Origin of the sequence: Bacillus sp. TH13 (assembly GCF_016651175.1) — a bacterium.
Taxonomy (GTDB): domain Bacteria; phylum Bacillota; class Bacilli; order Bacillales; family Bacillaceae_G; genus Bacillus_A; species Bacillus_A thuringiensis_S.
This window is the reverse complement of sequence record NZ_JAEKEJ010000025.1, coordinates 2,927,240-2,939,212: the sequence shown is the minus strand read 5'-3', so window position 1 is coordinate 2,939,212 and position 11,973 is coordinate 2,927,240. Positions and strand designations below refer to the sequence as shown.

Genomic DNA, 11,973 nt, shown 5'->3' with positions numbered 1-11,973 from the left:
AGAGTCTTTTGCCTGTACTATTCATCTATTTTCAAAAAATATTCAAATGACTAGATAGATTCCGTTTTATTTCTTTTCTTCATATATTTATAGACAAAGATACTAGCAACGATAAGAATAACGCCTCCTAATATCGGTAGCATATATTGCCCAACAACATCCGCTGCCTTTTCCCAATGCGGACCTAATTTCATTCCAAAATAAACATACAAAGTCGTTAACGGGAACATTGCTACAAATGTATATATACTAAATTTCCATATGTTCATTTTCGCCATACCACATGGAACAGAAATAAGCGTTCGAACTCCTGGCACAAAGCGTCCAACAAATGCTACAACCGGTCCATATTTCTCAAAGAAATCATCTGCTTTTTGAATTTGTTCTTCTTTAATGAAGAAGTATTTCCCGTATTTTATTAATAGAGGACGACCGCCGTAATAACCGAGTGCATATAACGTTAAAGGTCCTGTCGTTCCGCCGAGGGTTCCGGCTAGTACAGCAAGCCAAAAATTCATATCTCCCTCGTACACCCAATAACCAACCATGGGCAAAACTACTTCTGCTGGAATAAATTCAAACGTTAATGCTAACACAACTCCAAAATAAGAAAACTGCTTTAAAAACTCGATTATATCTAAAATAATTTGCTCCATATTTTTAACTCCTATCCTACGTTTACGTTATGCTTTTCTTGTAATTGAACTGGCGCCATTTTTACAATTCGGTTCAAAATAAATAACACAATTCCAATATCATCTAAAATACCGATAAACGGTAAGAAGTCTGGAATTAAATCGAGCGGCATCGCAACATAACCAACTAAAAACGCAATAGATAAAATTTTCTTCTTTATTGAAACCTCTTTTGAAGTGAAAAAGTCAAATAGGAATGGAACAAATCGGCGAACATGAAATACAACTCTTAATCTACTAATAAGTTTTTTCATTTTTATATCTCCTCTCTTTGTATACAAAAAGGACCCTACCAAACATGGTAAGGGTCCTAAAAAAGACAATAAGGGGCCTTTACCATTGCTGGTAAAGGTCTCACTAACAACGAAACGTTGCCAATAAAGCCGAGGGTTTCTCCCTGTAATGACGACTTTACTGTAATAAGTTACTCCCCTTTATAGACAATTTTATACACTCACATTAAAATATTTCGAAGGGCTTGTCAATATATTTTATATCTCAGGCTCTCCCGCTTACTCTTCACTAAAAAAGCAAATAAACGTATAGGAAATTTCTTACTATCTCATAATATACATAATCATTTTTAAGGAAAGGAGAGACTTCATTTGCATACCGTATGGAAAGGTGCACTCTCACTTGGATTATTAAATATAGGAATTAAACTATATAGTGCTGTAGAAGAAAACGATATAAAATTTTTAAGTCTTCATAAAGAATGCTTAACACCTATTAAATATAAAAAATTTGCTCCTGATTGTACGGATGAAGAAATTGATGATAAAGATATTGTAAAAGCCTATGAATACGCACCTCATAAGTACATTATTATAGATGAAAAAGAATTAGCTGAGTTGCAAAAAGCTCACGAACCAAGATCTATTCGTATTATATCTTTTGTCCAAAATAACGAAATTGATTCTGTTCTCTACGATCGTTCTTATTTTATAGGCCCTACCTCAGGACATGAAAAATCGTATTTATTATTAAAAGAAGCACTTGAACGTACGAATAAACTTGGTCTTATCCATATTTCCATTAGAAAAAAACAACATTTAGCTATTATCCGTAACTTTGAAGATGGGCTTATATTACAAACTATTCACTACCCTAATGAAATTCGCGATATAACAAATACACCTAACTTACCAAGTAATGAAAATTATCCGATTCAAAAACAAGAACTCACAGCAGCAATCAATTTAATCCACCATCTTACAAATCCTTTTGAACAAGAAATGTATACAGATGAGTATAAAGAAGCACTTACCGAACTAATCGAAAACAAAATTGAACAACAGGAAAAAACCGAAACAATCTCTCCTGCTCCAAATATCATCAATATTATGGAGACATTACAGGCAAGTATTGAACAAGCAAAAATAAAAAGAGAAAATAAAAAAGAAAAAGAGGCCAAATAAAATTGACCTCTTTTTTCTTTAAAGCGGATTACACTTTGGCATCTCAAGTCCAGATGATTGTGCTAATTTTAATAAGTAATAACATTCTTCTCTTGCCATATGATCTGCCATTCTAGCAGATAATGCACTTAATATTTCATTCGATAACTCCAGCTCTTCAACCTCATGGAGAAAATGCGAAAATAATTTTAACTCAAGTGAAACATCTTTTGTAAACTTCTTTAATGCAGGAAAATGATGAAGCTCTGTCCGTAAGTACCCCGTCATCTCAACTGCCTTTAAGTAAAATTGTTCAAAATGCTTCGTGAATCCTTCACTTTTCTCTTTTAATCTTTTTTCAACAAGATCTAGTCCACCAGAAATAGATCCTGCATGACCAGCCGCATCTGTTAACCAAACGAGGTGATAATGTAATTCATGAAAAACAGGCGGAACTTCTCCTTTCTTTAAAAATTCTAACACTGTTATATACTCTTCTACTTCGTTTACCATATGATTGATGAAAGTTGGCGTAAAATGAATAGTGATTTTTCCCTCGAGTTGTTTCTGTATAATACTTAATTTAAACATTCTTATTTCCTTTGCGGCTCGTTCTGCCTCTTTTGAAAATGTAATGAGATTCACATTATGTACTTTATTTAAAAGATTCGTAAATGTTTCAAGAAAATAAGCGGCCTTCTTTATATCCTCTTTTTCCTTCGGAGCTAATGCATCAAGTAAAAATTGCGAATGATCAGTAAGCACCTTTAGCCAAAATTGATGCTCAAACAACGCACTTTCTTCATAATTTCTCTCCACTAAATCCCCTCCTTTTATTCGGCCTTCTCTATCACTTGAAGTTTATATCCATCTGGGTCTTGTACTACAATACTCTTCTCACTTTTGTTTTCCGTATATAAAATTTCATAAAACGCTAGCTTCTTTTTTAACTTCTCTATGTTAGAAATCGAAAATGTTAAACCATCGCATGAATTCGTAACACTCTTCTCTCTTCCTCCTAACATGCGATTCATAACAAAACTAATTCTCGTTGAATCGGCATCATACCAAACACCTGTAATATCTAATTGTGGTCTTTCTGAACTAGGTGTTATTCCTAAAATTCCTTCGTAAAAATACAGAGTTTCCTTTAAGTTCTTTACTTCTAACACAATTAAATTTTTTACATTCTCCACATTCATTCCCCCTGCACTTATTACTTTTTTATATGTGTCATAAAGGCCTATTATGTCTGAATACAATACGTAGTAATGAACATTTAAGGAGGTTTATTCGTGAATAAATATATGAGATCATTCGTGCCCTATCATAGTCCTCTCGATCCTTGTCCTCCTATCGGAAAAAAATATTATTCTACTCCTCCTAATTTATTTTTAGGCTTTCAACCGCCAAACTTACCGCAATTCACGCCAAAAGAAGCACTACAAAAAGGGACTTTATGGCCTGTTTTTTATGACTATTATGAAAATCCTTATAAAAAAGGGCGGTGACTACTGACGTGACTCAATCGCTACCAGAAGAATACTATCAGCTTTTACTGGAGCTTCAAGAACTGGACTTTGTACTAGTTGAACTCACTCTTTATTTAGATACACATCCAGATGACACCGCTGCGATTAATCAATTTAATGATTTTTCCTATAAACGGAGAGTATTAAAACAAAAGATGGAAGAAAAATACGGACCACTCCAACAGTTTGGAAACAGCTATTCTAATGCCCCTTGGGAATGGAGCAAAGGTCCTTGGCCATGGCAAATATAAAGGAGAGAAACTATGTGGATTTATGAAAAGAAATTACAATACCCAGTTAAAGTGGGAACTTGCAATCCAGCACTTGCAAAATTATTAATTGAGCAATACGGCGGTGCAGATGGCGAGTTAGCTGCTGCACTACGGTACTTAAATCAACGTTATACAATTCCTGATAAAGTCATTGGCCTACTTACTGATATTGGCACAGAAGAATTTGCTCACCTTGAAATGATTGCTACGATGGTTTATAAGCTGACGAAAGATGCGACCCCTGAACAAATGAAAGCTGCTGGTCTTGACCCTCATTACGCTGATCATGACAGTGCTCTTCATTACCATAACGCTGCTGGTGTTCCATTTACTGCAACCTATATACAGGCTAAAGGTGATCCAATTGCCGATCTATACGAGGATATTGCAGCTGAAGAAAAAGCACGCGCAACATATCAATGGCTCATTAACTTATCAGATGATCCAGATATAAATGACAGCCTACGCTTTTTACGTGAACGAGAAATTGTCCATTCACAACGTTTCCGAGAAGCAGTTGAAATTTTAAAAGAAGAACGCGATAAAAAAATATTTTTTTAAAACACGTATCCTAGCGATATGTGTTTTTTTGCGTTAAAAGTTAAATCCTTCCTATTAAACATATAAATAGTATATTTATTCGATTTAATGCATTATTTTTTAATATTTTCAAAATTCCCTATTGCTTTCTAGTCATCAGACCTTTAAAATAATAACAGTTACTCGACAAATTATTTGAATTTTCGACAAAAAATACTCATTAGGAGGATTTTCTTTATATGCGTACAACTTTAAAACCAGCGCAAATACTTTCGATTAGTTTATTACTATTCGCAGTTTTCTTCGGTGCTGGTAATATGATTTTCCCGCCCCTTCTTGGTCTTTCTTCCGGAGAAAATATGTGGGTTTCCATTACAGGATTTATTATTACAGACGTCGGTTTATCTTTACTTGCTATCGTTGCTGTTGCCCTTGCTGGTGGTAGTTTTAACACTTTAGCGAGCCGTGTTCACCCAAAATTCGCAGCAGTATTCGCTATCATTATTTATCTTTCAATCGGCCCACTATTTGTTATTCCACGAACTGGATCTGTATCTTATGAGATCGGGATTGCACCACTTTTCCCAGATCAATGGTATTCTATGTTAGTTTTTAGTGCGATTTTCTTTACAGTCGTTTACTTCTTATCATTAAATCCATCCAAGCTAGTAGATCATATCGGTAAAATATTAACACCAATTTTACTTGTAATTATTGCAATTATGGCAACAAAAGCGATTCTTTCACCAGGAACGTTTGCAGAGCCTATCGGTGACTATAAAGACATCCCGTTTTTCAAAGGATTTCTTGAAGGATTTTTAACGTTAGATGCAATTGGCGCTCTCGTACTATCAACAATTGTTGTAAATGCAATTCGTCAAAACGGTATACAAGAGAAGAAATCTATCGCGAAATATACAATCATTTGCGGAAGCATTGCTGCTCTATTCTTAACAATTGTTTACTTCTTACTCGGTTATATCGGCGCTTCAAACGGCAACTTAGGGCAATTCGAAAACGGTGGTCAACTATTAGCTACTGTTATGTATCAATTCTTTGGGACAAGCGGTAATGTTTTATTAAGTATCGCCATTATCTTCGCTTGTTTAACGACGGCAATTGGTGTTGTAAGTGCATTTGCAAATTACTTCACAACAGTGCTAACAAATGTTTCATACAAAAAGCTTGTGCTATACGTTTGTATCTTTAGCTTCGTTATTTCAAACTTAGGATTAAGCTTATTAATTAAAATCACATTACCTGTATTAATTATTTTGTACCCAATTACAATCATTTTAGTTTTCGTATCATTTATCGACAAATATACGAAACGTAAACCTTCTGTCTACATCGGAGCGATGATCGCAGCATTTATTATTAGCTGTATTCATGCACTTGATAATGTGGAAATGATACCAAGTTTTATCGCTAATATCGTACACACCATTCCTTTTTATAACTTAGGAATTGGCTGGATCATTCCAGCCATAATCGGTGGTATAATTGGATACTTTATTCCGCAAACAGAAGCTGCAGGTGAAGTTTCTACAAAATAAAGAAAAGAAGCAAGCATGAAATCCATGCTTGCTTCTTTTTTTCGCTTCACATCGTATGTTTAAAAGTAAATAACTCTTCTTTTGACTGCACAGCAGATTGTTCCTCTTCTATATCAGCCTTCTTTATCTCTCCGCCTAACCTTACTTTCATCATTGCCTCTTCTATACTTTTTACGATCATATTTCCTGAAAAAATGGTAAGTCCAAAAAATGTAATGGGAACGAGCGGGATCCACGGATTCACTGTTAATGATCTAAAATAGACTCCAATTAAGCCTGACCATTCATGTGTGTATGATTCTATTTCTTCTATCGGTCCTAAAAACTGAACTGTTCCGCCAAAGAATATTTCTAGTAACCCTAAGTGCAGTAAAATAGTAAGAGTTTGCGTAAACTGCTGAAAAAATACAAGTATAAACGTCATATAGAGATGCGGGAAAATATGCTTTATAACAATATGCCTTCTCGATCCACCTAATATGCACGCAGCTTCAATAAATTCTTCGGTTCTCAACTTACGGACTTCCTTCGCAACATACAGTGCAATAACTGGCATCACAAGCATTACAAGTAATAAAACTTGAAACGAAGCCCTTTCAAAAAAGGTTGTTGTTTCCTCTCCACTCCCAAATGCATTTGCAAAGTGAAGAAAAAAGTACGCAATCATAACTGTTGGAATAACTGTAAAACTATCAAAGAAAGCCTCAATTTTTGAAAACCCTCTTTTTACATATGTTCCAAGCACAACACCAAAAAACACACCTATCACCATTCTAAGTGCCGCAATTAAAATAGATATACCAATCGTCCACTTCGCACCTTCAATGACTAAATGTAACAGGTCGTATCCTTTCCGGTCTGTCCCGAGTAAAAATTGTGATGAAGGTGAAAACGGTGGCACTTGTGGATTTTCATCCGCATCATATTGCAATGTAACTTGCCTAATGTGTCCATCATTCCATAACGTATTTCCGATGCTCAAAAGAACTAATAGGAGAAGAAACCCAATGCTTATCCAAAATCTTTTATCACGTTTTATATACGTCCACATATTATAATCTCTCCTTCATCGCAGCCGGAATGAGATAATGAAACAATTTAAATAAAATAAAAACCGGAATATAAATAAGCAGTACACTAACGATGAAAACCTCCACCCTAATACCCTCGTACGATTTTAAAAACATGAAAATACCACCCGTATTAAAAATCCATTCTATAATATATAAATTAGATAACATAAAAAAGATATTCGTTTTCGCAAAGAATAGTGTACTAAGCAACACATTTCGTAAAATATGACGATTTAAAATATGAAAGCGCCCCAGCCCTTTCGCCTTAGCAAATAGTACATAATCTTTTTCTAGTTCATTTTCAAAACGAAGCACTACCATTTTTACAAACATAATCGTAGTCGGGATGCTCAAACACAATATTGGCAACCCTCTAATCGACTCGCCTCCAATTGACGCAATTTGAAAAGGTAAAAAACCTGTTTGTTTAAAAAACCATACAACTAAAATTTGTGATACTAAAATAAGAAGAATATCTGGAATGGATTCTAGGAAGATAAGAAATGATTTAATTCGATGTTGTATACGCGGTGAACTACTCATAATTACATAAACGATACAAAATGCTACAAATAATGAAATGAAAAAAGCAGCCAAAAAAATAATAATCGTTTCTTTATAATGGACGAACAACTGTGGAAATAAAAATTTACCTCTCACATATTGCAAATTGGAAATATCCATTAAGTTCACAAACACTTCTTTTAAACTCTGTATGTACTTTGATACATCCACCTTAAATCCATAAAATAATTTCGGCAAAGCCCCTAAAATAATAATCCCCAAAATCGAAATAAGAAATTGAATCGTCACTTCCATTCCATTCAAAAATACCTTTTTGACCATTTTCGCCCTTCTCTCTCTATAATTTACCCCTTAATTCTATTCTTAATTTTCTGAATTGTAAATATTCAATAGATAAAAAATCGCTAGGTTATGACCCTAACGATTCTTTGTGTAACTGTTTTTCTCTTTTCACAAATGGCATATACAAAATAAAACATCCAATAAGTGCAGCTATCTCTAATGAAATAATATAGTAAGGATGCGGTCCTAACATATCGAGTAATGAAGCTGTTTCTGGCTTATGAGCTAAAAACATATAATTACCACCTGTTTTGTAATTTACAAACGAAACAATCGGAATCAATATGTTTAAAAATATCATCGTACGTTTAATAGATTGTAATGTAGGACGATACCCTTCTACCCAAGTCATAAAGAGCGGTGTCCAAATGAGCAATACATGTGCGATGAAATATTCAATGAAACGAAAATGTGGAAAAGTATACTGCAAGTTCGGCGTTAAAATGGCTTGTGATGCACCAATAATTCCTGTAAAAAATACAATCTCATATATGCGGTAACTTTTCGTTACAATCATAATCGACGCTAATAATAAACTAATCGTACATAACTCAAACGGTAATGAAGTGCCTAGCTCAAAAATCCCTGCTTTCCATTCCCACATATAGAGCCCAATTTCACTCCCTATAAATAGAAATGCAATCGCATATCGAACCGTTATATTCCACTCACTTTGACGCAATAAATCTTGGTATTGATACAGAAAAAATATCCCCACCAACATAATAAATAATATAAGGACGTGTTGTCTTGAGTATGGAATAAACGATTTTAATGGATGCGCACTAAAATAAGCTTCCATCTTCCTTCCTCCTCTCCTTCATACAATATTATTGTAAGAAAGAAACAATGAGTCAATTCATTTGCTTATACTAGGACAACCTCTACCTTACATTTACATATTCATACCTTACAAAACTGTAAGGTTATTGTAAGCTAAAACGATTTGTCAGATTCTTCTCCTCTTCTATACTTAATGTAGATACTAAAACGAACGAAAAGGTGATAAATAGATGAAAAAGAAAAATAAAGTGTTAATTACTAGTGTAGTAGCAATTGGAATTGCAGCTGGATCATACTTTGCATTTGCTGGTGGTGGCGGTTCAGAAGTAGCAATGGCATATAGCGGATATAAAGTAACTGAAAAACAAATCCAAAACGCGCAAAAATTTGGTGGCGAAGTTATTCCAAACGGAATTGAAACTATTTCATTCGATCCAACAAAAGGAACATATGAATTAGCTGTAAAAAAAGGCGATGAAGTGAAAAAAGGTCAGCTTCTGTTTAAATACAATGACCCTACTGCTAAACAAGGTGTAACAGAAGCAGAAATGCAAAAGAAAATCGCACAAAAAGAAGTAACGTTGTTCCAAAAACAAATTGATGCAGCGAAACAAAAATTACAAAAAGATAAAAATGCAGGCCTTCCTGCTGAAGCATTAAAAGCATCAGAAGTTGAAGTTGGGCAATTAGAATCACAACTTGAAATGAAAAAGTTTGAAGTTGAAAAAGCTGATGAAATGATTAAAGCAGCAAAAGAAAAAGTAAACACACTTTCTGTAACAAGTCCTGCTGATGGCGTAATTGATGATATCGTGAAAACTGCTGACGAAAAAACAGGTATGAGCGGAATTACTCTTCGTCACGCTGGTCAATTTAAGGTAAAAGGTCAACTTTCTGAATATGAGCTTGCTAGTATGAAAGTTGGGCAAGAAGTAACTGTTTCATCAAAAACTGTCGCTGGTAAGACTTGGACAGGAAAAGTAACAGAAATCGGTTCTACACCATTAAAGAGCATGGATGAAAATAAAACTGTTTCTAACTATCAATTCACTGTCACTTTAGATAATAGTGACGAACTACAAAACGGCTTCCACGTTTACGTAACAAGTAAATCTGGCGAAGCAACTGGTACAATTGTTCCGAAAAGCAGTATCGTGAAAAAAGGTGACAAAAATGTTGTCTTCGTTGTAAAAGACGGTAAAGCGAAAGAACAAGCAGTTACTGTTGAATTCGAGACTGATAGCGAAGCAAAAGTTTCTGGAGTGAAAAAAGGAGAGGAAATTATCTCTAAACCTGAAAAAGACTTAAAAGATGGTATGGAGGTTGTCGCCCAGTGATTAACTTAAAAGGCATCACGAAATCCTTCCAAAATGGTGCAGAATCCGTTCAAATATTACACGGAATTGACGTAACACTGAACCAAGGAGAATTCACTTCTATTATGGGACCTTCTGGTTCTGGTAAATCAACATTAATGAACATTATCGGTTGCTTAGATAAACCGACGACAGGTACGTACGAACTAGCTGGACAAAACATTTCAAACATGTCTGAAACAGAACTTGCACATGTTCGTAATAAAGAAATCGGATTCGTATTCCAAAACTTCATGTTATTACCGAGACTTACAGCACTTCAAAATGTAGAGCTACCTCTTATTTACGCTGGAGTCGATAAAAAGGAAAGACGTGAGCGCTCATTAGCTGCTTTAACAAAAGTCGGTTTAGCTGATCGCGCTACTCACTTACCGAATGAATTATCAGGTGGACAAAAGCAGCGTGTCGCTGTTGCACGCGCAATCGTAAATAACCCAAAATTCATTTTAGCCGATGAACCGACGGGAGCACTTGATACGAAAACAAGTACACAAATTATGGATCTCTTTTACGAATTAAATAAACAAGGCTCAACAATCATTATGATTACCCATGACCGTGAAATCGGGGAAGCTGCAGCACGTCAAATTGTAATTCGTGACGGAAATATCGTCCAAGATTGGAGAGGTTAATTTTGAATACGAGTGAAAATATACGCATGGCCCTTTCCTCTATCTTTGCTCATAAAATGCGTTCCATCTTAACGATGTTAGGTATTATTATCGGTATTAGTGCCATTATTACTATCATTTCAATGGGTGATGGTACAAACGCAAAGTTTAAAAAAGAATTAGGCCAAGGAAAAGATAACGAAGTAACGATTTACTACAACAATCCTGATTACGGAACGGATAGTGCCAAAATCACACCTGATATGCTAAAACGTCTACAAACTATACCAGGCGTAAAAGATGTGTATCCAGACGTAAGTATGAAAGTAAAAGCATCTGCTGGTTCAAAAGATGTAAATCTTGATTTAAAAGGTGGAACAGGCGCCTTTATGACAGATTCGAAAATAAAATTAGTTCACGGTCGTGAATTAAATGACAGTGAACTAAACCAAGCAATCCCTGCTGTTATATTAAATGAAGAAGCTTTCAACAAATTATTTAATAGTGGTTGGGAATCAAATCAATACACGGATATAAAAGGAAAGCCGTATAAAATAGTCGGTGTATACGAAACGAAAAACGACTTTGGAATGCCTATGCCTGAAGGTTATACATCACTTGAAAATGCACCTGTAATTTCAGGAGTAAATGAGTATGACTCCGTAAGATTAACAATGACCTCTCCGACAGAACGTAAAAGTGTAGAAAAACAAGCCGTTTCTGTCTTAAACGAACTGAAAGCTCCTAAATTTGAGCACAAATTCGAAGCACAAGACTTAGGTGAATTTACGAAACAACTAGACGAATCAATCGGTATGATGAAAATGGTATTCGGTGGTATTGCTGCTATCTCCTTACTTGTTGGTGGTATCGGTGTAATGAACATCATGCTCGTATCTGTAACAGAACGTACACGTGAGATTGGTATTCGTAAAGCTCTTGGTGCAACACGTGGTAAAGTATTAACACAATTCTTAATCGAATCTTGTATTTTAACAGGACTTGGTGGTTTCATCGGATTCATGCTCGGTATTTTCTTCGCTTGGATCGTCTCAATCTTTGCTGGATGGCCACTCGTTGTCTCAAAAGAACTTGGACTTCTTGCAGTAGGTATTTCAATGCTGATCGGTATTGCATTCGGACTACTACCAGCTAACAAAGCTGCAAAACTTGATCCAATTGAATGTTTACGATATGAATAAACAAAAACGTAGGAGTTTACACTCCTGCGTTTTTTATTTACCTATTAAATCGAGTTTCTTCTATTATAT

Annotated in this window: 15 protein-coding genes; 8 read left to right on the top strand and 7 right to left on the bottom strand. The window is 35.0% G+C overall.

The features are described 5' to 3' along the window. Positions 1–50: 50 nt before the first annotated feature. Positions 51–656, bottom strand: a complete 606-nt coding sequence (locus JFU02_RS23640) for a DedA family protein (protein WP_000435017.1) — start codon at positions 654–656, stop codon at positions 51–53. An 11-nt stretch (positions 657–667) separates the two neighbouring features. Next, complete coding sequence (locus JFU02_RS23635; protein WP_000733844.1) at positions 668–949, bottom strand: YkvA family protein; 282 nt, start codon at positions 947–949, stop codon at positions 668–670. 351 nt (positions 950–1,300) lie between these two features. Between JFU02_RS23635 and ku the strand changes: the two genes are divergently transcribed. Then, positions 1,301–2,113, top strand: a complete 813-nt coding sequence (ku, locus tag JFU02_RS23630) for a non-homologous end joining protein Ku (RefSeq protein WP_201071714.1) — start codon at positions 1,301–1,303, stop codon at positions 2,111–2,113. An 18-nt stretch (positions 2,114–2,131) separates the two neighbouring features. Here ku and JFU02_RS23625 read toward each other — a convergent pair whose 3' ends face one another. Together JFU02_RS23625 and JFU02_RS23620 are read right to left on the bottom strand one after the other, a co-directional pair. Continuing rightward, complete coding sequence (locus JFU02_RS23625) at positions 2,132–2,911, bottom strand: DUF2935 domain-containing protein (RefSeq protein ID WP_098223098.1); 780 nt, start codon at positions 2,909–2,911, stop codon at positions 2,132–2,134. Positions 2,912–2,925: 14 nt separating this feature from the next. Further along, positions 2,926–3,294 (bottom strand): VOC family protein, encoded by a 369-nt coding sequence (locus tag JFU02_RS23620; RefSeq protein WP_003276813.1) that lies wholly within the window; start codon positions 3,292–3,294, stop codon positions 2,926–2,928. 93 nt (positions 3,295–3,387) lie between these two features. Here JFU02_RS23620 and JFU02_RS23615 point away from each other — a divergent pair, with 93 nt between their 5' ends. From JFU02_RS23615 to brnQ2, 4 genes are all read left to right on the top strand, one after another. Next, complete coding sequence (locus JFU02_RS23615) at positions 3,388–3,603, top strand: spore coat associated protein CotJA (protein ID WP_001046257.1); 216 nt, start codon at positions 3,388–3,390, stop codon at positions 3,601–3,603. Between the two features lie 8 nt (positions 3,604–3,611). After that, positions 3,612–3,875, top strand: coding sequence for a spore coat protein CotJB (locus JFU02_RS23610; RefSeq protein WP_000194492.1), 264 nt, complete (start codon positions 3,612–3,614; stop codon positions 3,873–3,875). A 12-nt stretch (positions 3,876–3,887) separates the two neighbouring features. Beyond that, a complete protein-coding gene (gene cotJC, locus JFU02_RS23605; RefSeq protein ID WP_000265273.1) occupies positions 3,888–4,457 on the top strand; it encodes a spore coat protein CotJC in 570 nt (189 codons plus the stop codon). Positions 4,458–4,675: 218 nt separating this feature from the next. Continuing rightward, entirely contained in the window at positions 4,676–5,992 is a 1,317-nt protein-coding gene (gene brnQ2 / locus JFU02_RS23600; RefSeq protein ID WP_061667634.1) for a branched-chain amino acid transport system II carrier protein BrnQ2, read from the top strand. A gap of 46 nt (positions 5,993–6,038) precedes the next feature. Here brnQ2 and JFU02_RS23595 read toward each other — a convergent pair whose 3' ends face one another. The 3 genes from JFU02_RS23595 to JFU02_RS23585 all read right to left on the bottom strand — a co-directional run bounded on the left by JFU02_RS23595 (position 6,039) and on the right by JFU02_RS23585 (position 8,734). After that, a complete protein-coding gene (locus JFU02_RS23595) occupies positions 6,039–7,043 on the bottom strand; it encodes an ABC transporter permease (protein WP_061667635.1) in 1,005 nt (334 codons plus the stop codon). Position 7,044: 1 nt separating this feature from the next. Continuing rightward, positions 7,045–7,911, bottom strand: a complete 867-nt coding sequence (locus JFU02_RS23590; RefSeq protein ID WP_061667636.1) for an ABC transporter permease subunit — start codon at positions 7,909–7,911, stop codon at positions 7,045–7,047. 88 nt (positions 7,912–7,999) lie between these two features. Next, entirely contained in the window at positions 8,000–8,734 is a 735-nt protein-coding gene (locus JFU02_RS23585; RefSeq protein ID WP_097888280.1) for a YwaF family protein, read from the bottom strand. A gap of 211 nt (positions 8,735–8,945) precedes the next feature. Between JFU02_RS23585 and JFU02_RS23580 the strand changes: the two genes are divergently transcribed. The 3 genes from JFU02_RS23580 to JFU02_RS23570 are packed head-to-tail and all read left to right on the top strand — an operon-like array spanning position 8,946 to position 11,904. After that, complete coding sequence (locus JFU02_RS23580; RefSeq protein WP_061667638.1) at positions 8,946–10,052, top strand: efflux RND transporter periplasmic adaptor subunit; 1,107 nt, start codon at positions 8,946–8,948, stop codon at positions 10,050–10,052. Beyond that, entirely contained in the window at positions 10,049–10,723 is a 675-nt protein-coding gene (locus JFU02_RS23575) for an ABC transporter ATP-binding protein (RefSeq protein WP_000609100.1), read from the top strand. Before JFU02_RS23580 ends, JFU02_RS23575 begins: the two co-directional genes overlap by 4 nt. A gap of 2 nt (positions 10,724–10,725) precedes the next feature. Continuing rightward, positions 10,726–11,904, top strand: a complete 1,179-nt coding sequence (locus JFU02_RS23570) for an ABC transporter permease (protein ID WP_001097711.1) — start codon at positions 10,726–10,728, stop codon at positions 11,902–11,904. Positions 11,905–11,973 lie beyond the last annotated feature (69 nt).